Genomic DNA, 23,975 nt, shown 5'->3' on the forward strand with positions numbered 1-23,975 from the left:
ACTTATGATAATCAATCTAGCTGATACTGAAATGATGCTTTCGTTTGCCGAGGAAATGGCTTATAACGGGCATCGGTTTGCTGCCTTTAATACAGATGAGGTAACTGATACCTACAGCATCGAGTTTTTTAGAAACCAATTGGATGCGAAGGAGTACTGTCTGGTTATGACCAATGATGCAGACTATTATAAGAGTGTGCCGATTGAATCAGTTATCGATGACTTGCGGTCAGTTTTGAATAGCGGGGCAGATACTTCCGAAAATGAAGCAATAGAACTTACTGGATTTGCCACAAGTGAAAGAGATAGGAGAGAATTTTTAGAGAATAATTTAAATGCAAACACAATGAATGAGAAAAATTTAGAATACCTGAAAGACCAGTTAAAATATACTGGATTTGGAGAAACGTTCGATGCTGAACTGCGAGAGAACATAATGAAGGGAGATAAGGATTTTAAAATCATGCACACCGGCATTATGAACAATGGTCTGCCAAATAAGGATACGTTAACTGTAGAGTTAAACTTCAAAAGGTCTGAGCAGACAGATATGTACTTTTTTAATTCCTATCACGTCAATCTTCAGAAAGAAGAAAACAAACCTGGTTTGGAACAGACCTTCTACATCAACAAAGACAGCGCCAGCATAACAATGAAGGAGGCTTATAATTTGATGGAAGGCAGATCTGTCAATAAAGATCTTAAAAACAAAGAAGGGGAGAGCTATAATTGCTGGCTTAAAATTGACTTTAAACAATCGGAAAATGGTAATTTTAAGCTGAACCAATACCATCAGAACTACGGCTATGATCTGGAAGCAAGTCTGGCAAAACATTCAATCAAGGAACTGAATACTCCGCAGTATAAAGAGGATCTTTTGAATTCGCTTAAGAAAGGAAATCTTCAGTCGGCGACTTTTGTTGTCGGCGGTGTTGAAAGCAAAATGTATGTGGAGGCAAATCCCCAGTTTAAGACGGTCAATGTCTATGATGCAAACTTCCAGCGAATCAACCATCGAGAGAGTAAGGAAGAAAAAAAGGCCGAATCTCAAAAAGAATCAGTTTCTAAAGATAACAAACAGAGTCCAGATTCAGATGAAGGGGATTCAGGGAAGAAGGATAATAAAGTAAAGAAAAGAAAATCTCCTTCACTTTAAAATTATGGATACTTTAAAGCCTTTATCGGATTTTTTCACCGCAATAAAGAATGATTACCGGATCAGTCCAATGCATATTGCCATTTATGCGGCTTTACTGCAGTTCAGATCCGTTAAGGGCTTTATTAATCCAATTTTTGTATTCAGCTCGGATATTATAGTTATTGCTAAAGTTTCATCTGCAAATACATATCATAAATGTGTCCAAGAGCTTCACCAATATGGATACTTAAAATATAAACCATCTTTTAAGAAAACACGAGGGAGTGAAATATATTTTTTGTTTTCAGCCGATGCGGACATCTAAAGGTTCTGCAATTAATAACTTTTATATAATCAAAGGATGAATGAATTTGTGACAAAGGAAGACTTAAAAGAGTTTGGTATTCTTCTGCTTGATAAAATACAGGCCATATTTAAAGATAAGGATTCTGGGCTGAAAAAAAATTTGGAGCCAGAGTGGATTAGAAGCAAGTCTGTGAGAAAACTGCTTGATATTTCAGCGGGCTCTGTACAGAATCTTAGAATAAGCCAAAAAGTCCGTTTCAAAAAAGTGTTTGGCTCGTATTACTACAATAAGGAAGATCTTCAAAAACTATTTGATGATGAAACAAAACAATAGATTAAAAGAAAGAAATATTATGGATTACATCTCATTGTATATTGATGATCCTAAACTGAATGTCTGGCATCTGTCGATTTTAATAGCAATATTGGGATTAGGGTACAGGCAGGGGCAGAGAAGAAGGATTAAAGTCAGCCGCAGCAAGATTATGGAACTTTCACATGTGAATACGCTGCCCACTTATCATAAATATTTTAAACAGCTCCAGGATTTAGGATACATAAAGTACACCCCATCGTATCATCCGGGTTATAAGAGCGAAGTTAAACTATATAGAAAGAGGCTATCTCAAAATTGTTGAGATAGCCTCTTTTCGGTTGAATATATTTAAATTATTGATCAAGAAGAAATGTTATATTTCTGTTTTATAGCTTGTATTTCTTTTTCCAGTCTTGTGAGAACCGCAAGGTCTGGTTTAGATATTTTGGACTCATTCTTGTTTAGCTTTTTATTCAGAATAGACATTTCACGTCCAATAGTCGCCTGCTCTGTGATAGCGTATGCTTCGGTCTGCTTTACTGATGCATGGCCGAGCAGTTCTTTAACTACGTTTATGGGAACATTGTTATTGAGGGTTACTGTGCTTCCGAAAGTCCGGCGGGCCATATGTGTGTTGAGCGTAAAAGGAAAACCGCACAATACAGCAATTTCTTTCAGGTACTCATTCATTTTCTGGTTGGATGAAACAGGAAGCACGGTTCCACGCTTCATACATAGGGGATGCTCTTTATATTTTTCAACTATTTTCAGTGCGTGGGGAAGAAGAGGGACATTAAATGATGAGTTTGTTTTCTGCCTTTCGGACATAATCCATAGATTGCCGTCAATGCCTTCTTTGATATCCGTTTTCTTTAATTGATAAGCGTCTATGTAAGCAAGTCCGGTGTAGCATTGGAAGACAAATACATCCCTTACGACATTCAGCCTGTCAGTTGTGAAATAATGGCTCTCAAGTTCGTATAATTCCTGTGCGGTGAGCGGTTTTTTTACCAGTTTTGTTTTACGTCCCTTAAAGTTCCTGAATGGATCCTTGGAAATTATTTCCCTATCGATGGCGCGGATTACAATCTTTTTGAAATTTGCAATATACTTGAGGGTGGTGTTGTTGCTGCAGTCGCGTACAGTTCTAAGGTAAAACTCAAAGTCCTTTACAAACTCAAGGTTCAAATCCGCAAATTCAAGATCATCCTTTTTAAGCTTGAACTTTATAAATGCAGTCAAATGGTTTTTGGTAATGGTAAACCGGTCAAGGGTGCCTTTCGCATAGCCTTTTCCAAGAAGCGCTTCCATTTCATCATTATGTTTCTGGAATTCTTCCAGCACCTTAATCTTTGGGGCTGTCCTTCCCAGAATCTCGTCCATAATTTTCTCAGCGGTTATGGTTTTGCCGCTGTACATCATTTCGGTTTTGATTTCATTGATTTTTAAAGTGAGCGAATCCAAAAAGAAGTTCAGCGATTTTGCATCTTCCTTTGAGCCGACCGCTCTTTCGAACCTTTGATCCCATCGTGTATTATCCCATCTTCTCTTAGTTGAGCTTTCCCTGCGGATACCGTCAACAGTTACTCTGAAATATACGATCCATTCTTTACTTTCTATTCTGGGCCTTTTTAAAAAGAATCCCAAACCAAAACTGCTTTCCAACATAATCCTACTTTTTAAATTAATAAATGTAGAATAATATCACTTCCAAATCAAGTCGTTAATCTCGTTAACCCCTGTAATATAAGGGATTTTCGCTATTTCTGGTGCACTTTTCTGCGCGCCGGAAAGTGCACCGATTTTGCACCTTTAATTTTGTGGGGATTTATAAATATTGAAAATAGGCTTAAAACGAAAAAAACCTGCAAATCCTTGAATTTGCAGGTCTTCAGACATTTTTTGCGGCTTTTTGAAAAGATTGAAAACTTTAAATTTTCAGGCTTTTCAGCCTTTCCGTGGGGAGAGCAGGATTCGAACCTGCGAAGTTCACACAGCAGATTTACAGTCTGCCCTCGTTGGCCGCTTGAGTATCTCCCCGATCTCAGCTTGTTGTGCTTTGTTGTTCTAAGCGGTGGCAAAGATAGGAACTCTTTCTACATTTCCAAACAAAAAAACGACTTAATTTTAAGTTATTTTATAGTTATTTTTTAATTCATTGGAATTGAATAAAATAAAATTCGATTGAATATTCTTTTTTAAAATTTATTTACCAAAGTAGGATTAGGATTACGATAGGTATAAGATCTTTTCTTTGAACTTAATCTTTCATAAACTCTTCACTTATTGTATTTATTGATCCTTGGAGTGAAATGCTGAAAAAACAGAAACTATAATGTGATAAGCTGAAATTTTATTTCTTCTTATGAATTTTTATTTCTAAGTTTATGGATTATGCCGTAAAACAAAAAAATCTCCACTAGGGAGATTTTTTTTATTTCAAGATATATTATTTAGCTAGCAATTCTTGAATCTTTGCTTTCAATTCATCACCTCTTAAATCTTGTGCAACCACTTTTCCTGATGCATCAAGAATGAAAGTAGCAGGAATAGCTTCAACATTGTATTGTCTAGCAATTGGATCTTCCCAGAACTTTAAATTAGAAACCTGAGTCCAAGTTAAACCATCTTTTGCAATAGCTTCTTTCCATTTCGCAGCATCTTTATCAAGAGATACTCCAACAATGTTTAATCCTTTCGAGTGAAATTCTTTGTAAAGAGCTACAACATGAGGATTTTCTTGTCTGCATGGTCCGCACCAAGAAGCCCAGAAATCTACAATAGTAACTTTGCCTAAGCTTTCTTTAAGCGAAACCATTTTTCCTTCTGGATTTGGAGCAGAAAAATCTGCTCTTCATTTAGCGCTGCCTACCGCTGGAGCTGTAGCACCAACAGATGGCATTTTTGCTTGACCAAATCTAGTTTTGATTTCTTTACCTGGAGCAGTATTTTTTAAAGACTCATCCAAACCATTGTAAAGTCCTTCTAATTTTTTCATGTCAGCTGTTGGATCATTCAATAAACTTTGAATAATTAAAGCTGTAATGAAAGATTTTGGATGACTTTCAGCATAAGTCATGTATTTCTTTTTGCTGCTTTCTTGTACTTCTTTCTGAATTTCCATGTATTGTTTCATCAAGCCATTGATAACTGCTGTATCTTGTGCTTGTTGAGCTTGTTTCATTTTATCGTTGTTCTTTTTTTGGAAATCAATTAAACTTTTTTGAGTTTTGTTCATATCTTCCATGAAAGCAAAGTACTCATCATTGTTGTAAGTTCCAGAGATTTTAGATTTATGGATACTATCTTTATCGATAGCAACATTAATTTCTCCAGTTTCAAGAATGAATGGAATAGGACCATTAGCACCTTGTAAAATTAATGTATGGAAAGCTGGTTCTGTAACTTTTCCTTTTATTTCAAATTTTCCATTTTCAACTTTTACTGTATCAAGAGAAACTGGCATTCTTGTAGCTGGGTCTTGACCTTGCAAAATGATCGTTTTTCCGTTTTCAATTCCTGTAGCAGTACCAGTAATAAGGTATTCTCCATCTTTAACTTTGCTGCAAGAAATGATAGCTGCAGAAGCTGTAAGTACAAAAAGTATTTTTTTCATTATAAAAAATTAATTAGTTAATTGATTTGTGCAACAAAAGTATCTAAAATTATAAAACATACAGAATTTTGTAACCTAAAATTTTGTTATAGTTTTTTTGGTTGTAAAACGCATAAAATCAGCTTGTTTGCTGGCTTAATCTGATTAAAAACTCTTAATGTGGAACATATTTGAGAGATCTCTATTCAAATTTTTAAATTTCGGACATAAAAAAAGCACTCGTTTAACAGAGTGCTTTTTCGTAAAATATAGTGGTATAAACTATTCTTGATTTGTTTTCTTTCTCCAAGTAAAAGCATTTAAAATATGTCTTTTTGCAAATCTTGCAGGAGAATCAGCATTTACCATTTTTACGTAAGTTGCTTTAGGAACACTAATGTATTCGTAAACACTTCCGTTAGAAAAGTCAATGATTAAACGTCCTTCAACAAATTTAAAATCTGTGATTGAACAAGTTGAAATTGTCTCTGTATACTCAGGTAAATTAAGTTTGATAGTATCAGGGTGAATACTTACTAAAAAGTGGTAAGCTTCGATAATCGTTTTACTTTTTTCTTCTGCTTCTTTTAAACCAGCTTCATTTCCCACAAATTTATCAGGATGAGATTCTTTCATCGCATTACGATAAATTGTCTTTAAATCTTTTAACTCTGCAGTTTTTTCTACGTTTAGTAACTTGCGGTATTCAACTATTTTTTTCATAAATAAAAGGTAACTACTTGTCTATTAGTTTGAAATCGTTTTGTTTTAGTTCAAATCGACAAATTTTTTGCAAAGGTACACTTTTTTTTAACTTTTCAGTTTTGATCGAAAAAATATTGAAAAAAGTTAACTGTAAGTTTATTTAACCGTAAAGGGCGCAGGGATTTTTTTTTACCACAAAGTAAGCTAAGATTTACGCAAAGTACACTAAGATTTTTTTAACCGCAATGTGCGCAAAGAATTACGCAAAGAACGCTAAGAATTTCATTTTATAGATTATTTACAAAAGAAAAGTTCGCAAAGCTTTATATAAAAACTTTGCGAACTTTGCGTAATTCTTAGCGTTCTTTGCGGTAAAACTTAACCGTTCCAACAAAACCTGAAATCTGAAACCTGAAACCTGAAACAAAAAAACTATTCCGGCTTATGGTTCGCCTTATCGAAGTTTCTTGATTTTTTAGGATATTTATCGTAGCTCATGTCGCTTGGGTTTTCAATAACAGATTTTATTGTAATCCAATCACCTTCATTAAACTTAGCCTGAACCATTTTGTAGTCTAAAAGATATTCTCCGCAGAAATAATTATTGTTTTCATCTTTTTCGATAATACCGGTAAAAACTCCTTTTTGCGGCATTTTTTGTTCTGAATCTATAGACATGATTTTTTGTTTTGAATTAAAGTACAAAGGTAAGCAATTTAGGTTTGTTTTGGGGAGTTCGCTGTAATCTGAGTATATTTGCACATGCAGAAAAATTTTAAGCCACATCCTAATTCTTTTAAAAATACCTTTTGCGCTTTTAATGAAGTGCTTCCAGAAGCCATTAAAGGATTAAAAAAGCAATTTGAAAGCAAAGCAGGAAGTAGTTATTACTATACAGAAGAAGGAATGTATCGTGTTTCAAATCATTGGGGGAGACTGGCAAACAGTAAATGGCGTCTAATTGCCCGTAATCCAGAAACAGAATCTAAAACTAAAATAGGTTTTGCAAAATGGGAAGAGTTTTATGCTGATAATGCCGAAGAAAAGCTCTACTATATTAAAGCCGATTTTGAAAATAACCTTGCCAATTACGAGCACAAAAATAATCCTGAATATGATGGAAAAGCAGTTTTAAGAACAAGTTTTGAAACCACAAAACGGTTAAAACAGATTCGAAACCTGCAGCAGCTGACCAATTGGGCAAAACATTTTGACTATGACGATATTGATGATTTGCGAAAACAAATTATCAACGAATTGATTTTTACTGAAAAAACGTTAGAACAAATTAAAAGGGAAGTGTAATGGGACGCAATAACGAGAAGAATATTAAAAAACATAACGATAAATTACACAAAGCTCAGGCAAAAGCTAAGCAGGCTGAAATTGCACGTAAAGAAAAATTAAAAGAGATTATAAAGAAATTCAACGAAAGTAAAAGCGAAGAATAAATAAATAGTTTCAAGTTTCAGGTTTCATGTTACAAGTTAGCATAGCAAACCTGAAACTTGAAACCTGAAACAAAAAAAATAATGAATAGTAAATTCGAAACACTAAAAGCAAACGTACAGGAGATCATTGATTTGATAGCTGCGAAAAACGATAGAGAAGCAAACAATAAATTATTGGAAGTAAGCGAAACACTTGACGAAATGATTGATTTTGCTGAGGAAGACGAAGAAGTGAGAGAAATCACTCGTTACCAGGTTTTGTTAAATCAGCTTCATGTAAAAATTAATGGAGAAGAACCAGTTGATGGAGAATAAAAAATGTTTTTGCGACACAGGATTGCTTTTTGAAAATTGTTGTGAATTGTATTTAAGCGGTAATCCAAAAACCCCTTCGGCATTAGCTTTAATGCGATCTAGATATTCGGCTTATGCAACACATAATGCCGATTATTTGATGGGAACCACTTATGTTTCAGAAAGAAAATATTACTCAAAACCTGAAATTTTAAGATGGGCTGTTTCTAATAAATGGCGGAAACTTGAAATATTAAGTTTTACTGAAAATACAGTCGAATTCAAAGCTTATTTTTTAGATTCAAACAATAATCCGCAAGTACATTACGAATTCTCTACTTTTAAATTCGAAAATGGCGCTTGGTATTATGTAGATGGAAAGTTTGAATAATTATTATATCTAACACTGTTAGCTGCGGATTTTGGTTAAATATTTTAACTAAAAATTAATAAACGATTCGTTTTTCATAATTCTAAAAAGATGTAATTTTAGATTTATGAAAAACGAATTTAAAAAAGGCTTTTATTTTAAGACTTACGAAGCTCCTTTTCAGTCTCCGTTTGACAAACTTTTTACGATTTTTAAAGAGTTGATCACCCATACTTCGGGCGATTTTGATGAAGCAATAAACTGGCTTCGGGAACTGGACAAAGAATACAAACTTACCGACGAAAATTATACAATTGACGACTTTATTGAAGATCTGAAAAAGAAAGGATATATTAGAGATGAAGTAAAAGGAGATGGAAGTTCTGGTTTTGGAATTACTGCAAAAACAGAAAGAGCCATCAGACAGCAAGCTCTAGATCAGATTTTTGGAAACTTAAAAAAATCAGGGAGCGGAAATCATAAAACAAAATATGCTGGAAGCGGCGATGAACACACAGGAGAGTTCCGTGAATATAATTTTGGTGACAGCTTAGAAAGAATTTCTTTAACCGAAAGCCTTCGAAATGCTCAAGTTAATAACGGTGTCGAAAGTTTTATGCTCACTGAAAATGATTTGATTGTAGAAGACGCCCAATACAAAGCGCAAATGAGTACGGTTTTGATGATCGATATTAGTCACAGTATGATTTTGTATGGCGAAGATCGAATAACTCCTGCAAAAAAAGTGGCTATGGCGTTGGCTGAATTAATTACAACAAGATACCCAAAAGATACGTTAGATATATTGGTTTTTGGAAATGATGCTTGGACAATTCCGATTAAAGATTTGCCGTATTTGCAAGTTGGACCTTATCATACTAATACGGTTGCTGGTTTGCAATTGGCGATGGATATTCTACGCAGAAAGCGTAATACCAACAAACAGATTTTTATGATTACCGACGGAAAGCCAAGTTGCGTTCGCGAACGTGATGGGTCTTATTATATGAATAGTAATGGTTTGGATGAATATATTGTTGATAAATGCTACACTCAGGCGCAGCAGGCGAGAAAATTGCACATTCCGATTACGACTTTTATGATTGCTAGAGATCCATATTTACAGCGTTTTGTGAATCAGTTTACAGAAGCTAATCAAGGAAAAGCATTTTATACAGGAATAAAAGGTTTGGGTGAAATGATTTTTGAAGATTACGAAGCGAATAGGAAGAAGAGGATTAAGTAGAGTTGCTAAGGTTCTAAGATGCTAAGATACTAAGGTTTCTTTGCATACGCATATAAACGTTGCGTATATTGTAGAGACGCACCGCAGTGCGTCTAAGCACAGTAATGACACAAAGCATTGTCATTAAAAAATAAATAAACAATCTATATTTCAACACAATGGAAATAAATACTATAAAGACATTAGGTCAATTAAAAGCCGCTGGATATAAAAGTACAAGCATAAAGGACGAATTACGAAATAATCTTCGTGAAAAAATCAAATCGGGAAAACTTGTTTTTGAAGGTGTTCATGGGTTTGAAAATACTGTAATTCCAGAATTAGAACGCGCAATTCTATCTCGCCATAATATTAATTTACTAGGACTTCGCGGACAGGCAAAAACTCGTTTGGCGCGCAAAATGGTAGAATTATTAGATGAATATATTCCGTTTGTGGAAGGTTCAGAAATTAATGATGATCCGTTAAATCCAATTTCTCGTTTTGCAAAAGATTTAATTGCAGAGAAAGGAGATGAAACTCCAATTTCATGGTTGCACAGAAGCGAACGTTTCTTCGAAAAACTCGCAACGCCAGATGTAACAGTTGCCGATTTAATTGGAGATGTCGATCCGATAAAAGCGGCAAATTTGAAGTTGTCTTATGCAGACGACCGTGTAATTCACTTCGGAATGATTCCTAGAGCGAATCGTTGTATTTTTGTAATCAACGAATTACCCGATTTACAGGCGAGAATTCAAGTAGCATTATTCAATATTTTGCAGGAAGGAGATATTCAGATTAGAGGTTTTAAATTGAGAATGCCTTTAGATATGCAATTCGTTTTTACCGCAAATCCAGAAGATTATACCAACAGAGGAAGTATTGTAACACCTTTAAAAGATAGAATTGGTTCACAAATTCTAACGCATTATCCGGAAAGTATCGAGATTGCACGAACAATTACAGAACAAGAATCTAAATTAGATCAAAACCAGACCGATGTTGTGTATGTTCCGAGTTTGGCGAGAGATATTTTGGAGCAAATTAGTTTTGAAGCACGCGAAAGCGAATATATTGACAATAAAAGTGGTGTAAGTGCCAGAATGAGCATTACGGCGTTTGAAAATTTAATAAGTACAGCAGAACGTCGCGCATTGATTTCTGGTGTTGATAAAACGACATTACGTTTATCTGATTTTATCGGAATTATTCCTGCCATTACAGGTAAAGTAGAATTGGTTTATGAAGGAGAGCAGGAGGGAGCAGATGTTGTGGCTGAAAGCTTAATTGGTTCTGCAATCAGAACTTTATTTCCTGAATATTTTCCTAAAATCGAAAAATTGGAAAAACCTGATGAAAAAACACCATACTCAGATCTTGTGGAATGGTTTTTTGCCGAAAGTGGTTTTGAATTATTAGATGATGCTTCGGAGAAAGATTATAAAAATATTCTAGATGAAGTGGCTCCATTAGATGAATTACTGAAAAAATACCAACCTCAATTAGCAAAAGAAGATGTTTATTTTATGAAAGAATTTATTCTTTGGGGATTGGTAGAATATAAAAAACTGAGCAAAGACCGTTTTGCAAAAGGAAGTCAGTTTAGAGATATTTACGGAAGTTATATTAGTAAATTTTAAAAACATAAGATTAAAATATAATCTGGTCTAGCTGGTTTTTTAAAACCGGCTGGACTTTTTTATTTTACAATAGCTACTTTTACAATCCAAAAATAAATTTATGTTATTCCTTATATTAAGTATTCTTTGCAGTGTTATTGTAGGTGTTATATTCAAAATTTCTAGAAAATATAATGCTAATTCGTCACAAATTATTTCGTTTAATTATATCGCTGCGATTACGCTTTGTTACTTTACTTTTGTGCCAGATCTAAATGCATTAGACAATAATGCGCCGTTAGAAATCTACACTTCTGTTGGGATTTTACTTCCGATTTTATTTCTGTTTTTAGCACTTTCTATAAAGTATATGGGAATTGCAAAGACAGATGCAGCGCAAAGATTGTCGTTATTTATTCCTATTCTGGCAGCTTGGCTCTTGTTTAATGAAGGATTTAATACTTATAAAGTTGTAGGAGTTTTAGTTGGTTTTGCGGCACTGTTGTTCATCTTAAAAAAGCCATCAGACAACGCAGAAAACAAATGGATTTATCCAGCAACAGTTTTACTTGGTTTTGGAGTTATTGATATTCTTTTTAAGAAAATAGCCTTATATACAGTTGTGCCTTATACAACATCTTTGTTTTTTGTCTTTCTAATTGCTTTTGCTGTTTCTATTCTTATAGTGATTTACAAGTTCTTTATAACAAAAGAAAAATTTGTTTTAAAAAGCATTCCTTTCGGAATATTGGTCGGCGTTTTTAACTTCGGAAATATATTATTCTATTTAAAGGCTCATAAAGCATTTGCAGAAAATCCGTCAACGGTCTTTGCAGGAATGAATATGGGCGTAATCATTTTAGGAACTATTATCGGAGCCTTTTTCTTCAAAGAAAAACTGTCCAAAATCAATATTTTAGGATTGTTTTTGGCTTTAATAGCAGTAATTTTTATAGTTTTTTCGCAATTGCAGTAATTTTTTTTAGTTCATAAACCTTTAATTTACAGTTGCTTTTGTAAGTAAATTAAAAATCTTCTAAATTAACTCTACTAATTCTATAGAATTTATAAATATATTTTTGTAGCTTTGTCTCAACAATGAAAAACTATAGTCAAAATATAAGAACGTCTTTTTCATGCAGCTTTGCGATGTGCTGTATGGTGAATCACGTTTTGAAATGGCGTTAATAGAGAAAGTACTTGTTAGTTATTTTTTTTTTTAGCCTTTCATTGCACCATGAAAGGCTTTTTTTTGAATCGTTAAAAAATCAAGATATGAGAACCAACAGAAATATGAAAATTTTGATGCGCCGCTGCCTGATAAAGATTCCTTGTTGTCACTAATGGCAGCATAAAACAGATAAGATCTTCAGAGAGAAGATTGATAAACATAAAAAATAACCCAAACCTAACACTATATATTATGAGCTCAGAAATTATAAAACATAATCCGTTTCAATCCATGATTGATCGCTTTAATATCGCTGCAGATATTTTAAAATTAGATGATTCTATTAAACAAAAACTGCAACGCCCAGAAAAACAAATCACAGTAAATTTTTCTATCACTTTAGATAACGGGAAGGTTCAGAATTTTGAAGGATACCGCGTAATTCACAATACGGCTTTAGGCCCTTCAAAAGGAGGAATTCGTTATGATACAGCTGTAAATCTAGATGAAGTAAAAGCACTTGCCGCCTGGATGACCTGGAAATCTGCTGTAACTGGAATTCCGTTTGGTGGAGCTAAAGGCGGCATTATTTGCGATCCGAGAAATCATTCTAAAACAGAATTAGAAAAAATTACAAGGGCATATACTAAAGCTTTAGCTGATATTTTCGGACCAGAAAAAGATGTTCCTGCGCCAGACATGGGAACAGGTCCAGACGAAATGGGCTGGCTGATGGATGAGTTTTCATTATTGCACGGAAGACCTATTCATGCCGTTGTTACAGGAAAACATCTTCATTCTGGAGGATCTTTAGGCAGAGTAGAAGCTACTGGAAGAGGAGTAAGCATTATTACGCTTTTGGCGCTTCAAAAACTAAAAATCAGACCTGCAAGAGCTACGTCAGCAATTCAAGGTTTTGGAAATGTTGGATTGCATTCTGCTTTATTCCTTCATGAAAAAGGAGTGAAAATTGTAGCGGTAAGCGACGTTTCCGAAGCATTTTATAATCCGAACGGAATTAATATTCCAGAATTGATCTTGTATTATAATCTGAATAACAAAACCATAAAAGGATATCCTAATTCGGTAGCGATTAAACATGAAGATTTATTGCTTTTAGATGTTGATGTTTTGATTCCGGCTGCGAAAGAAGATGTTATTACGCAGAAGAATGCAGGAGATATTAAAGCTAGAATTATTGTCGAAGGCGCTAATGGACCAGTTGCTTCAGATGCAGATCAAATTTTACATGATAAAAATATATTAGTTGTTCCTGATATTTTAGCCAATGCGGGCGGAGTTACCGTTTCTTATTTCGAATGGCTTCAGAATTCGCTTTTGGAGTCTTGGAGAATTCACCAGATTAACAAACGTCTGGAAGATATTTTAGAGAAAGGTTTTGAAACTGTTTTTAGAGTTGCAGTAAAACACAATGTAACGCCTCGTATTGCTGCTTATATTATTGCTTTGAAAAAAGTGGCCGAAACACAGTCGGTTAAAGAAGTGGCGCTGGAAGCACCTTTATTTAAGCAGAATTAAAATCAGGTTTAGTTCGTAAAAGATCATTTTCGTTGATTACGTTTTTTGTCTGCTAAAAACGTAATTGATGGAAGTGTTTTTTTCGTTTGAACTAGTAATTATAATTTTTAGAATCGAAAAGTATCATACAAAATGAAAAACATCAATTTTCTAGCATTTGCCATGCCGGCCTTTTTTCTTTTTTTGTTTTTGGAATATAAGCTTGCTCAACGCAGAAAAAAGCCTGAAATTTTTAACTATGAAAGTTCTGTTTCCAATATTTCCATCGGAATTGCAGAGCGTTTGATTAACTTATTTGTTGCTGCGAGTTTTTACCAATTGTATTATTTGATTTATGACGATTATAGAATATTTGAGATTCCGAGTAATGCTTTAGTTTGGTTTGCATTAATTCTAGCTACCGATTTTGTCTGGTATTGGTATCATCGATTAGGGCACGAAGTCAATTTTTTCTGGGCTGCGCATATTGTGCATCATCATAGCGAAGAATTTAATTTTACAGCTGCAGCGAGAATTACTACATTTCAAGCCATTATTAGAACAGGATTTTGGTGTGTTTTGCCCTTAATTGGTTTTCATCCTAAAATGGTTATTACAATGTTGATTGTTCATGGCGCTTATTCTTTCTTTACGCATACACAGCTTATCGGAAAAATAAAATGGTTGGAATATGTTTTTGTAACACCTTCTGTTCATGGAGTCCACCATGCTTCTGACGAAAAATATCTAGATAAAAATTACGGCGATATGTTCACTTTTTGGGATCGCCTTTTTGGGACTTTCCAAACCGAAGAAGAAAAACCTAAATACGGATTAACGCATCCGCTGAAAAGCTACAGTTTCTTATGGCAGCATTTTCATTATTACTTCGAAATCTACGAATTATGGAAACGCTCCAGCGGATTCAAAGCGAGATGGAATGCGGTCTTCGGAAGTCCAGCCGATATGGATCAGGATATTCGACCAACTTTAGAAAAGCGTTTTCTTCAGGATAAAACAGCTCCAAACCAACGACTTCGATTTAAAAATTACCTTTATATACAATTAGGAATTTGTACGCTTATTCTAACTGTTTTCACCTACTATTTTGATTATTTAGAAAGTTACGATAAAATATTTGTGCTTTCGCTGGTCATTATAACTTTAATAAATTGCGGTGCTTTGTTAGAACAGCGAAAATGGATTTATTATCTAGAATATGCTCGTCTAGCCTTGATCTCAACTTATTTTCTATATGAAGAAGATTTAATCGCATTTTTCTTTGTTCCGATTGCCGTAATGATTTTTGCCGAGCAATTATTTTCATTAAGTACGATTTACCAGAATACGATTTTGCAGCTGGAGTCTGCAGAATAATTTTTTTTTGCCACGACTCGAGCGATAGCGACTGGCAAAGCAATTCACGAATTATTTTTGAATATCTATTTGTGTAATTATTTAGTACAAATTTCACGTATCATTTTAAATAAAAATTTGTGAATTTGTGGCTAAAAAAACTTAGTCCCAGAGGGACGAAATATTTATAGAAAAGATATTTGCAGATGTAGAAAAGCCCCAGCGGGGTGACATATATTTATGTCACCCCGCTGGGGCTTTTTTGATGGTCGTTTAAATTGCATTCTATAAATATGCCGCTCCTCCGGAGCTGTGATATTAAAACATAATTCGTTAATTGCTTTGCCAGTCCTTATAGCTAGAGCCGTGGCTAAAAAAAACTTAGAACCTTAGCATCTCAGAACCTTAGCAGCTTAGATTGTCTTTATCTCCATAATTTTCTGCTCAAACGTATCTTTAAAATCAGATTTGCTTTTAATTCTGGTTTTGTACGTATAAATTGTAGCCACAGAAAGTTCTAAGAATTCTGCCATCTGACTGCTATCTTGAATTCCCAATCTGTATAGAGCAAAAATTCGCAATTCGGTATTTAAAAGTTCACCTTTTTTGACAATACATTTATGATCGTTTGGGAACAAATTATTGAAATCGGTTACGAATGTTGGAAACAATTTCAAGAAGATTTCGTCAAATTGATGGAACAGATTTTCGCGTTCTTCTTTCACATTATAACGCTTTAAGCTCGCAATAACTTCATCTGTTTTTTTGGTAATGATTTTATGCAGCGTACTTTTCTGTATATGGTCTATTTTATTAATGAAGGCTGATGTTGCTTTGATAAAATAGGTAATATATTCTTCTTTAATGGCATTGGCTTCGCTCAAACTCACATTCATTTCCTGCAACTGCAAGTACGAATCGGCCATAATTTTTCTTGCCTTATTTTTCTCTTTTAATTGTTTGAAAATGATGCCGAGGAAAACGAAAATGATAACCGTTAAGATCGTCAAGAGAATAATAATCTTCTCCAGTTTATCATTTTTATCCTTTACATTGTTAAGCTGTGCTTTTTCTATAATAGGTAAAATAGACGAAATCTCAATTTTTCGATGTCTTGCATTATAAAATGTCGCATCATCCATTGCAATATTGATGTACTCGTTTGCTTTATCCAAATAACCCATTTTAAAAAGTTCATTGGCTAAATTTCGGAGCGCAACGGTTTCTTTTGTAGCATTTTTAACATCGGCAATGGCGGCAAGAGCCAAATATTGAATGGCTTTTTTTGTATAACCCCGCTCAGAATATATATATCCGAGACTGGAAGTCGCAATTCCGTAATAATCTGGAGGCAGATTATAGTTATTAATCCAGTAACTGAAAGCAAACTCGGCACCGCGCCAATCTTGTTGTTTCAAGCGTTTTAGGCTTTCTGCAGCCCAATATTCATTGGTGTTGGTTCCGATTAATTCTAAAGCTTTTTTTAAGAAATGATTTCCCTGCTGTACATAATGAATATTAAAACGCTGATCACGGTTGTAATCGGCTAAATCATAATAAGCACGGGCTTTAATGTTGTAATATTCAAATTTATTTCTTTGATCCAGTTTAGTATCATCTATAACATTTAGGGTATCAATTGCTTCTTTAAAAAGTCCAGAAGATAGAAGCACAAAACCTTCTTTTATTCGGCTTTTAGATAAATACTTTGGATCTTTTAAGATTTTAGCTTTGATTTTGGATTGCTCTAAATAGTAATAAGCTGAGTCGTATTTAAAAGATTTGTATTCATCAAATAAAGACATATAACAATTATACAGTTCTTCATTATTTTGGCTAAGGGTAAACTTAGATACGTTTTTCTTTAAAGCTTCAATTTTTCGATATTTCTGTTTCAGGTAAATCTCTTTTTTTAAGAGGACCTGATCTAATTCTTCTAAATAAGGATTTGTCTCTTTCGCAGTAAGAGAAAAACCTGCCAGGAAGAAAAGCAGCATCAATATTCTTTGCATGATTTTGTTTTGGTTTAGGGAAAAGTTGGTTGATAGATATAGTTAGTTAATTCGTTTTAAAATTAAGAATAAGTTTGAGATTAAGCTAAACCTGTTTTTCAAGAATCTTGTAAAATGTTTAACAACATAGCTTTAAAAGGTGATTTTCGGAGTGAAAATAAGCTGTAAATGTTAAAAACAGGTAATTTATTTGCAATTATACAATAAAAACTAGTTATATATATGCATAGTGAAAAAAATATACTGATTATTTTACATATTGTCATTTTTACCATATAAAAACTGCTTATTTTTATCTAAACAGCGTCTTGATTTTTTAGTAAAATATAAAAAGTTAAACAACTGATTATTAGTTAATTATGTTTTTTATTCTTTGAATTTCATCTTGATTTTTATCAGATTTTTTTTTTAAGATTTATTTAACGGCTAGTTTCGCTGTATCCTTTTGAAGGGGATAACAAACTAACAAAAACCAAAAATTTATGAAATGTAAAAGTCTTTATTGGCTAGCTTTTATGATGTGTTTTTTTGCGATTGGATGCGATAACACAGATGACGGAAGCTACGTAGCACCAATTACTCTTTATGAAAAAGTAAACGGGAATTGGGGTTTAACAAATCTGAAAATGGTTGATGAAGTTGCGAAAGCAAATAATATCGAACCAAACGAAGAAAACTTGAGTACTTATTTTAACTACGAAGATTTTAAAATCAAATTTAACGTAGATGAAAAGAACAATCCAACAAGTTATGAAGTAACTGGAGATGTCCCTCCGTTATTTGCTCCTAAAGGATATTGGGCATTGAGTTCAGATTTTCAGCAGACCAACGGCGTTGGAACAAAAATCTACTTATACAGCGATGCTCAAAAAACGCAGAAAACAGATGAATTGAGATTGGTTTCGGTTCCAGGTAAAACCAAAGAACTGCAGATTCAATTAACACATGCTTCTGGAGGTGTAGATTTTGTGTCTTATGTGTTTAAATTAAATGCTATTAATTAAAAAGTAATATGAAAAAGTTTATATATACAATTTTACTTGCCTTGTTGATGGCTCCTAATTTTATTCAGGCACAAGAAGCCGCTGGAGCTGTAGGGCCAATATCATCATTTCCTGTTATCTACAAATATGATGAAAAAGTTACGTGGTACTTTGATATGTCGGCATCGACATTTGCTGAGACAGAAGATTTGTACATCTGGATCTGGTCTCCATCTGAACCAGATGCAGGAAACTGGGAAAATTCATCAGATTTTGCAAAACTGAAATATGAAGGAAACAAAATCTGGAGTTTTACTTTGACTCCAACCACATATTTTTCTAAGACTCCAGAGGAAATAGCAGCAAGTGCAGGATTCTGGTTTCGTTTGAAAAATAAAAACGGTTCTAAACAAAGTGATGTTGGCAATGTGCCTTATACTGATTTTTCATCTTTCTATACTTCAGGTGAATTATTTAGATCGTACCCATCAAAACCATTAATCGATAAACCGGTAAGTATTATTTTTAATGCAAATCTTAATCCTGCATTTGCTGGCACTCCAAGTGTACATATGCATGGTGGCTTAAATGATTGGGCTATTCAGCAAATGTATGAAGCTGCAAAACCAGAAATTGCCGAAAAAACAAAATTGAAAGATTTAGGTAACGGTTTTTATAAAATGGATTTTGTTCCTAAGCAGTACTTCAATGCACCAGATGATTTTGTAATGGAAAAAATAAACTTTCTGATGGTAGCAGAGAATTGGACAGCAAATTCTGGAGACCAGGTTATTTACGCAGGACAATTTGTTCCGCCACCGCCACCAAGTTTTGCTTTCTTTCCATCACAAATCAGTCAAAAAGATTTTCTTGGAATGTCGAGAAAAAATAACGAGGCAGGTGTAACCAAATTAATCTACACTATTACAGCTGGACCTAAAACAATTTCTGGTGAGTTTACTGGAGGAACTGCGGAAATTAAAGGTTTTGTCAATTTAGTTTCAGAGTTAAACGGAATTCCAAGCTTAAGCGAAATCCATGTTTTGGTAAAAGACAATAAAGACAAAACGATTTCGGATACAACGATTCCGCTTAAAACTTTAGATAAATAATCACTATTAAATTAAAACACCAATTCTAATGAATAGTAAAAATACAAAAAGCGTCCTGCATCAAATGTGGACTGCTAAAGGAGCGGTATTGATGATTTTTATGCTTTTTCTTTCTGCTAGTACTTTCGCGCAGACGAAAAAACAAATCTCAGGAACCGTTTATGACAATACGGGTACGGTATTGCCGGGAGCTTCTATCATTGAAGTAGGAACAAAAAACGGAACTACAACAGATTTTGATGGTAAATTTAGCCTTCAGGTAGCCGTAGGAGGTGCAATCGAAGTTTCGTTTATCGGATCGACAACACAAAAAGTCCAAATTACAGGAAGTACTTCTAATGTTGAGGTGCGTCTGCAAAATGATGGTTATTCTTTAGCAGAAGTACAAGTAGTTTCTGTAGGTTATGGAAAAGTAAAAAAATCAGATTTAACTGGAGCAATTTCGACAGTTGGAGCAGATGATTTAGTAAAAGGAACGATTTCTTCTACAGAGCAGGTTTTACAAGGAAAAGTTGCGGGATTGAATATTATTCGTCCTTCTGGAGATCCTGCAGCGGGTTCTACAATCCGTCTTCGTGGAGGAACTTCTTTAACAGCTAGCAATAGCCCGTTAATTGTGGTTGATGGAATTGCTGGTGTTGATATTAACGTGGTTCAGCCTTCAGATATTAAATCGGTTGACGTTCTTAAAGATGCTTCAGCAACAGCAATTTATGGTTCTCGTGGAGCAAATGGGGTAATCATGATTACAACAAAATCTGGCACAAAAGGTGTTTCGGTTGTGTACAGCGGATTATCTAGTGTTGGATATGTTAATGATAACTTAGATTTATTATCTGCAAATCAATGGAGAGGTTATGTTCGTCAGAACGGAATTGCTGATGCGGTTGATTATGGTGCTAATACAAACTGGCAAAAAGCAATCGAGCAGACAGCAATTTCTCAGTCTCATACTTTAAGCATCAATTCTGGAAAAGCTGACAGCGGTTTTAGAACCTCTCTTTCTTACTTAAACAATGAAGGAGTTATTAAAAAATCTGGTTTAGAAAGATTAAGCGGAAATGTAAGTGCTTACCAATTTTTGGGAGACAACAAAGAAGTAAAATTTGATATGGGATTATTTGCAAACATTGACAAATGGCACCCAATTGATTATAGAATTTTTGAAAGAGCTTACAACTTAAATCCAACAATTCCGGTTTACGATGCAAATGGAAATTTTAGTGTGGTAACAGGAAACCTTTACCAAAATCCAGTCGAGATTTTAACCAATAGAACTTTTGATAACGAAAGACACAGACTTTTAGGTTATTTTAAAACAGATGTGAAATTCTTGAATGACTTTACTGCTACTGCAAATATATCTTTAGAGCACAATGCTTTAAAAGGAGGAACTTACAAACCATCTTATGCGGTTATGGAAGGGCAGACTGAAGGCGGTTTTGCACAAAGAACGTATGCAGAATATACAAATGCACAAGGAGAGCTTTATGTAAATTATAGCAAGATTATAGATAAGCACAATATTAGCGCTTTGGCTGGTTATTCTTATCTTGAAAACATCTACGAAGGTTTTGGAGCGCAAAGAGGAGGATTTGTAACAGATGCTTTCAGCTACAATAATTTAGGAGCTGGTTACAACTATCGTTTAAGTGATGTGTATTCATACAAAGGAAAATCAAATTTAGTTTCTTTTTATGCTCGTGCTAACTACGGTTATGATGGCAAATATTTATTGACAGCAACTGTAAGACGCGACGGATCTAGCCGTTTTGGAGAAAACAATAAATGGGGAACTTTCCCATCTGCTTCTGCTGCTTGGAGAGTTTCTAATGAAGAATTTATGGAATCTTCAAAAGGATGGTTAGACAACTTAAAATTAAGAGTAGGTTGGGGGATCACAGGAAACCAAGATGGAATTGGTGAATACAAATCGCTTTCTATCTTAGGAGTTGGAAATGATAGTTATTACGATCCAGTTACTAAAACTTGGAGTTTGGCTTATTCTCCAAAACAAAACCCAAATCCTGATTTGAAATGGGAGTCTACAGAGCAAATTAACGTTGGTTTCGACTTTGGTCTTTTCAATAGAATTACAGGATCATTCGAATATTATTCTAAAACAACAAAAGATTTATTATACACTTACGAAGTGCCTCAGCCACCATACTTAGTGGGGACAATGCTGGCAAACGTTGGAGAAATGTCAAACAAAGGGGTAGAGTTAACTTTGAATGCTGACATTATCAGAGGAGATAAATTCAATTGGAATGCTAATTTGACTCTTGGACATAACGTTCAGAAAATTGAAAAACTTTCTAACCCAACTTATAAAACAGATGTTATCTACAGCGGATCTCTTCATGGTTTAGCAGGTATGTCTGGACAATATTCTCAAATTATTGCTGAAGGATATCCTGTTGGTACTTTCTGGGGATTCAAAAACGCAGGTTTAGATCCTAACGGAAAAATTCAGTATTACAATGCAGCTGGACAAGTTGTTGATGAAAGCGCTTTGGTTGATGCAGACAAAACAGATTTAGGAAACATTCAGCCAGATTTGACAGTAGGTATAGGAATGAATTTTACATACGGAAATTTTGATCTTGGACTTTCTGGATACGGAATGTTTGGACAAAAAGCTTTGAACGCGACAAACATGATGTTGAACGATCCAACAAGATTGCCTGCGTATAATGTGCCAGATGCTTTCTTAAGCAGTGGCATTACTTCTGCGCCTAAGTATTCTGATTACTGGATCGAAGATGCTTCTTTCTTTAGACTTCAGACCCTAACTTTTGGTTATACTTTACCATTGAAATACAAAAAATCTAAAGTTAGAATGTACGTAATGGGCGAAAACTTATTTGTAATTACAGGTTACAAAGGTGTAGATCCAGAGATTGGTTTAAATGCTCAGGACGGAATTGGCCAGACTGGAGTAATGGATCAAACTGGTTTGGCAGCTCCTGGAATTGACAGATACAACAATTATCCTCGACCAACTACTATTTCTGTTGGATTAAATTTTACGCTGAATAACTAAGCGAATTGATAACCATAAAATATTAACAATGAAAATCAAAATAACAGCAGCAATACTTTTAAGCATGCTTTTTACGGTATCTTGTACTGATTTGAACGAGCAGCTGTATGATCAGGTAGAAGATGGAAATTTCGGAAATACAACCAAAGAAGTTGATGCGCTGGTAGGTGGAGCTTATTCTTCTTTAAGAGGATTCAAAGATGATATCTCAAATAATTACCCAACCTGCGAATATATTTTCTTTTTGAGTGAAGTGGTTTCAGACGAAGCTACAATTCCGACAAGAGGTACAAACTGGTACGATGGAGGACAATACCAAGATGCGCAAAAGCATACTTGGAAATCAGATAATAGAATGATTCTTTCGGCGTGGCGTTACAACTATACCGGAATCGCTAAAATCAATGCAATTATCTATCAAATCAATAAATCGTCTCTTAGCGACAAATCGAAAGAACCGATTTTTGCTGAATTAAAAGCGCTTAGAGCATATTACTATTACAATCTTTTAGATTTATTCGGAAATGTGCCAATTGTAACCAATTTTGAAGATACAGATCTTCCGACAAATTCAACAAGGAAACAAGTTTATGATTTTGTTGAAAAAGAATTGACAGACGCTCTTCCATTTTTAAATCCAAATGTGGTGTATTCTAAGATGACTAGAAATGTCGCGTATTCTATTTTGGCAAGATTGTACCTTAATTCAGAAGCGTTTATCGGTCAGCCACGTTGGCAAGATTGTATCAATATGTGCCAAAAGGTTACAGGATACAGTTTGACACCAGATTTCTTTTCGAATTTCGTGACAGAAAATCAAACTTCGCCAGAAATTATTTTTGCGATTCCTTACGATTCAAAAGCAGGAACAGTTGGAAACTATATGAACTCAATGTCTTGCCATTACAGTCAAAATCTAGCTATTTCTGCAATTCCAAATAATTATCCTTGGAGTGCAAACGGAATGTGCGCGCAGCCAGGAGTTTATTCTTCTTTTGCAGATACAGACAAAAGAAAAAAATGTATGCTAGAAGGCGATCAGATCAATCTTGCAACAGGAAGTGTAATTATTATGAGTAACGGAGAGCCTCTTACTTATACAGAGAACCTAACAAGTCTTGAAGATGCGAAAGAAAATGAAGGTGTTCGTTTGCATAAATACGAAATGAAAGCAGGGGAACAATGGGAACGCGATCACGATTTTGTATTAATTCGTTACTCTGAAATCTTAATGATGCAGGCAGAATGTTACGTTCGTTTAGGATCGCCAGATTTAGCAAGACCATTTGTACAGCAAGTTGCGTCTCGTGCAGGTGAAGAATTGCCAACAACAATTGATCTTAAATTTATTGATCAAGAGTTATTGAAAGAATTCACATTTGAAGGAAGAAGAAGAACAGACAACATTCGTTTTGGAACATTCTTCGAGCCATGGTGGTCAAAAGGCACAACGGAAAAATACAGAGCAATTTTCCCAATTCCGAGCAGCGTTTTAACTACCAATAAAAATCTAAAACAAAATCCTGGGTATCCAAATTAGGTTACTAGAATGTCAGTCTTCCATGTTGGTTAGTCGTGGAAGGCTGACATGTTTTTAAACATTGCATTAGATAGATCTACAGTGCTTAAAATATATTTAACACATAGAAACATAGGTTTTTATGTGTAAAAAGAAGAAAGAAAGAAACTAGTTTCTAACACATAGCTATGTGTTTTTATGTTAGTGAAACGCCTTTTTCTAAGTTTCAAAAGCTA

21 protein-coding genes, 1 tRNA gene and 1 pseudogene are annotated in these 23,975 nt (G+C 34.4%); 16 read left to right on the forward strand and 7 right to left on the reverse strand.

Annotation, left to right across the window (positions count from 1 at the left end; translation table 11 throughout):
- Positions 1–4 precede the first annotated feature (4 nt).
- Genes AC5ZCW_RS09890 through AC5ZCW_RS09900 form a run of 3 tightly spaced genes read left to right on the forward strand, consistent with a single transcriptional unit; the run spans position 5 to position 1,778 of the window.
- The gene (locus tag AC5ZCW_RS09890; protein WP_496119465.1) at positions 5–1,156 is read left to right on the forward strand and encodes a hypothetical protein; all 1,152 of its coding nucleotides are present in this window, start codon (positions 5–7) and stop codon (positions 1,154–1,156) included.
- 4 nt (positions 1,157–1,160) lie between these two features.
- Complete coding sequence (locus tag AC5ZCW_RS09895; protein ID WP_144219353.1) at positions 1,161–1,463, forward strand: hypothetical protein; 303 nt, start codon at positions 1,161–1,163, stop codon at positions 1,461–1,463.
- A 36-nt stretch (positions 1,464–1,499) separates the two neighbouring features.
- Positions 1,500–1,778: a DNA-binding protein gene (locus tag AC5ZCW_RS09900; RefSeq protein WP_144338991.1), complete on the forward strand. Its 279-nt coding sequence runs from the start codon at positions 1,500–1,502 to the stop codon at positions 1,776–1,778.
- 342 nt (positions 1,779–2,120) lie between these two features.
- Here the strand turns inward: AC5ZCW_RS09900 and AC5ZCW_RS09905 are convergent, their stop codons facing one another.
- The 6 genes and pseudogenes from AC5ZCW_RS09905 to AC5ZCW_RS09930 form a co-directional block, all read right to left on the reverse strand.
- Entirely contained in the window at positions 2,121–3,428 is a 1,308-nt protein-coding gene (locus tag AC5ZCW_RS09905) for a site-specific integrase (protein ID WP_496119468.1), read from the reverse strand.
- A gap of 291 nt (positions 3,429–3,719) precedes the next feature.
- Positions 3,720–3,800 (reverse strand) — tRNA-Tyr (locus tag AC5ZCW_RS09910).
- A gap of 409 nt (positions 3,801–4,209) precedes the next feature.
- Positions 4,210–4,596 (reverse strand): annotated as a pseudogene (locus tag AC5ZCW_RS09915) (TlpA family protein disulfide reductase); the annotation flags it as partial.
- Between the two features lie 18 nt (positions 4,597–4,614).
- Entirely contained in the window at positions 4,615–5,376 is a 762-nt protein-coding gene (locus tag AC5ZCW_RS09920) for a DUF4369 domain-containing protein (protein ID WP_281633126.1), read from the reverse strand.
- A 261-nt stretch (positions 5,377–5,637) separates the two neighbouring features.
- Positions 5,638–6,078 (reverse strand): KTSC domain-containing protein, encoded by a 441-nt coding sequence (locus AC5ZCW_RS09925; protein ID WP_111366992.1) that lies wholly within the window; start codon positions 6,076–6,078, stop codon positions 5,638–5,640.
- Between the two features lie 414 nt (positions 6,079–6,492).
- Complete coding sequence (locus tag AC5ZCW_RS09930; protein ID WP_281633124.1) at positions 6,493–6,738, reverse strand: hypothetical protein; 246 nt, start codon at positions 6,736–6,738, stop codon at positions 6,493–6,495.
- Positions 6,739–6,822: 84 nt separating this feature from the next.
- On the opposite strand from AC5ZCW_RS09930, the gene AC5ZCW_RS09935 reads away from it, so the two are divergent.
- From AC5ZCW_RS09935 to AC5ZCW_RS09975, 9 genes are all read left to right on the forward strand, one after another.
- Positions 6,823–7,365 carry a hypothetical protein gene (locus AC5ZCW_RS09935; protein ID WP_496119471.1) on the forward strand — a complete coding sequence of 181 codons (543 nt, stop codon included), beginning with the start codon at positions 6,823–6,825 and terminating at the stop codon, positions 7,363–7,365.
- The gene (locus AC5ZCW_RS09940) at positions 7,365–7,511 is read left to right on the forward strand and encodes a hypothetical protein (RefSeq protein ID WP_496119473.1); all 147 of its coding nucleotides are present in this window, start codon (positions 7,365–7,367) and stop codon (positions 7,509–7,511) included. The genes AC5ZCW_RS09935 and AC5ZCW_RS09940 overlap by 1 nt, the downstream gene beginning before the upstream one ends.
- An 81-nt stretch (positions 7,512–7,592) precedes the next feature.
- Positions 7,593–7,826 (forward strand): hypothetical protein, encoded by a 234-nt coding sequence (locus AC5ZCW_RS09945; protein ID WP_111289368.1) that lies wholly within the window; start codon positions 7,593–7,595, stop codon positions 7,824–7,826.
- Positions 7,798–8,196, forward strand: coding sequence for a YchJ family protein (locus AC5ZCW_RS09950; protein WP_496119476.1), 399 nt, complete (start codon positions 7,798–7,800; stop codon positions 8,194–8,196). The genes AC5ZCW_RS09945 and AC5ZCW_RS09950 overlap by 29 nt, the downstream gene beginning before the upstream one ends.
- Before the next feature lie 106 nt (positions 8,197–8,302).
- Positions 8,303–9,421, forward strand: a complete 1,119-nt coding sequence (locus AC5ZCW_RS09955) for a vWA domain-containing protein (RefSeq protein ID WP_289057374.1) — start codon at positions 8,303–8,305, stop codon at positions 9,419–9,421.
- 158 nt (positions 9,422–9,579) lie between these two features.
- A complete protein-coding gene (locus AC5ZCW_RS09960; protein ID WP_496119478.1) occupies positions 9,580–11,043 on the forward strand; it encodes a MoxR family ATPase in 1,464 nt (487 codons plus the stop codon).
- 100 nt (positions 11,044–11,143) lie between these two features.
- Complete coding sequence (locus AC5ZCW_RS09965; protein ID WP_496119480.1) at positions 11,144–11,998, forward strand: EamA family transporter; 855 nt, start codon at positions 11,144–11,146, stop codon at positions 11,996–11,998.
- 447 nt (positions 11,999–12,445) lie between these two features.
- Positions 12,446–13,732 (forward strand): Glu/Leu/Phe/Val family dehydrogenase, encoded by a 1,287-nt coding sequence (locus AC5ZCW_RS09970; protein WP_496119482.1) that lies wholly within the window; start codon positions 12,446–12,448, stop codon positions 13,730–13,732.
- A gap of 132 nt (positions 13,733–13,864) precedes the next feature.
- Positions 13,865–15,088, forward strand: a complete 1,224-nt coding sequence (locus tag AC5ZCW_RS09975) for a sterol desaturase family protein (RefSeq protein WP_496119484.1) — start codon at positions 13,865–13,867, stop codon at positions 15,086–15,088.
- A 392-nt stretch (positions 15,089–15,480) separates the two neighbouring features.
- Here AC5ZCW_RS09975 and susR read toward each other — a convergent pair whose 3' ends face one another.
- Entirely contained in the window at positions 15,481–17,079 is a 1,599-nt protein-coding gene (susR, locus tag AC5ZCW_RS09980; RefSeq protein WP_281633115.1) for a SusR family glycan utilization regulator, read from the reverse strand.
- Between the two features lie 482 nt (positions 17,080–17,561).
- On the opposite strand from susR, the gene AC5ZCW_RS09985 reads away from it, so the two are divergent.
- From AC5ZCW_RS09985 to AC5ZCW_RS10000, 4 genes are read left to right on the forward strand one after another with little or no spacing between them, the layout of a single operon-like run.
- Positions 17,562–18,083: a DUF5004 domain-containing protein gene (locus AC5ZCW_RS09985; protein ID WP_343543646.1), complete on the forward strand. Its 522-nt coding sequence runs from the start codon at positions 17,562–17,564 to the stop codon at positions 18,081–18,083.
- Between the two features lie 8 nt (positions 18,084–18,091).
- Complete coding sequence (locus AC5ZCW_RS09990; protein WP_496119487.1) at positions 18,092–19,174, forward strand: hypothetical protein; 1,083 nt, start codon at positions 18,092–18,094, stop codon at positions 19,172–19,174.
- A gap of 28 nt (positions 19,175–19,202) precedes the next feature.
- Positions 19,203–22,220 carry a SusC/RagA family TonB-linked outer membrane protein gene (locus AC5ZCW_RS09995; RefSeq protein ID WP_496119489.1) on the forward strand — a complete coding sequence of 1,006 codons (3,018 nt, stop codon included), beginning with the start codon at positions 19,203–19,205 and terminating at the stop codon, positions 22,218–22,220.
- Positions 22,221–22,248: 28 nt separating this feature from the next.
- The gene (locus AC5ZCW_RS10000; protein WP_496119491.1) at positions 22,249–23,760 is read left to right on the forward strand and encodes a RagB/SusD family nutrient uptake outer membrane protein; all 1,512 of its coding nucleotides are present in this window, start codon (positions 22,249–22,251) and stop codon (positions 23,758–23,760) included.
- Positions 23,761–23,975: the final 215 nt, after the last annotated feature.

Source organism: Flavobacterium sp. PLA-DH12 (assembly GCF_059511845.1).

Bases quoted from the DNA above. Each gene is read 5' to 3' on its own strand.
- AC5ZCW_RS09890 (WP_496119465.1), top strand. From the start codon at position 5: ATGATAATCAATCTAGCTGATACTGAAATGATGCTTTCGTTTGCCGAG.
- AC5ZCW_RS09895 (WP_144219353.1), top strand. From the start codon at position 1,161: ATGGATACTTTAAAGCCTTTATCGGATTTTTTCACCGCAATAAAGAAT.
- AC5ZCW_RS09900 (WP_144338991.1), top strand. From the start codon at position 1,500: ATGAATGAATTTGTGACAAAGGAAGACTTAAAAGAGTTTGGTATTCTT.
- AC5ZCW_RS09905 (WP_496119468.1), bottom strand. From the start codon at position 3,428: ATGTTGGAAAGCAGTTTTGGTTTGGGATTCTTTTTAAAAAGGCCCAGA.
- AC5ZCW_RS09920 (WP_281633126.1), bottom strand. From the start codon at position 5,376: ATGAAAAAAATACTTTTTGTACTTACAGCTTCTGCAGCTATCATTTCT.
- AC5ZCW_RS09925 (WP_111366992.1), bottom strand. From the start codon at position 6,078: ATGAAAAAAATAGTTGAATACCGCAAGTTACTAAACGTAGAAAAAACT.
- AC5ZCW_RS09930 (WP_281633124.1), bottom strand. From the start codon at position 6,738: ATGTCTATAGATTCAGAACAAAAAATGCCGCAAAAAGGAGTTTTTACC.
- AC5ZCW_RS09935 (WP_496119471.1), top strand. From the start codon at position 6,823: ATGCAGAAAAATTTTAAGCCACATCCTAATTCTTTTAAAAATACCTTT.
- AC5ZCW_RS09940 (WP_496119473.1), top strand. From the start codon at position 7,365: ATGGGACGCAATAACGAGAAGAATATTAAAAAACATAACGATAAATTA.
- AC5ZCW_RS09945 (WP_111289368.1), top strand. From the start codon at position 7,593: ATGAATAGTAAATTCGAAACACTAAAAGCAAACGTACAGGAGATCATT.
- AC5ZCW_RS09950 (WP_496119476.1), top strand. From the start codon at position 7,798: ATGGAGAAGAACCAGTTGATGGAGAATAAAAAATGTTTTTGCGACACA.
- AC5ZCW_RS09955 (WP_289057374.1), top strand. From the start codon at position 8,303: ATGAAAAACGAATTTAAAAAAGGCTTTTATTTTAAGACTTACGAAGCT.
- AC5ZCW_RS09960 (WP_496119478.1), top strand. From the start codon at position 9,580: ATGGAAATAAATACTATAAAGACATTAGGTCAATTAAAAGCCGCTGGA.
- AC5ZCW_RS09965 (WP_496119480.1), top strand. From the start codon at position 11,144: ATGTTATTCCTTATATTAAGTATTCTTTGCAGTGTTATTGTAGGTGTT.
- AC5ZCW_RS09970 (WP_496119482.1), top strand. From the start codon at position 12,446: ATGAGCTCAGAAATTATAAAACATAATCCGTTTCAATCCATGATTGAT.
- AC5ZCW_RS09975 (WP_496119484.1), top strand. From the start codon at position 13,865: ATGAAAAACATCAATTTTCTAGCATTTGCCATGCCGGCCTTTTTTCTT.
- susR (WP_281633115.1), bottom strand. From the start codon at position 17,079: ATGCAAAGAATATTGATGCTGCTTTTCTTCCTGGCAGGTTTTTCTCTT.
- AC5ZCW_RS09985 (WP_343543646.1), top strand. From the start codon at position 17,562: ATGAAATGTAAAAGTCTTTATTGGCTAGCTTTTATGATGTGTTTTTTT.
- AC5ZCW_RS09990 (WP_496119487.1), top strand. From the start codon at position 18,092: ATGAAAAAGTTTATATATACAATTTTACTTGCCTTGTTGATGGCTCCT.
- AC5ZCW_RS09995 (WP_496119489.1), top strand. From the start codon at position 19,203: ATGAATAGTAAAAATACAAAAAGCGTCCTGCATCAAATGTGGACTGCT.
- AC5ZCW_RS10000 (WP_496119491.1), top strand. From the start codon at position 22,249: ATGAAAATCAAAATAACAGCAGCAATACTTTTAAGCATGCTTTTTACG.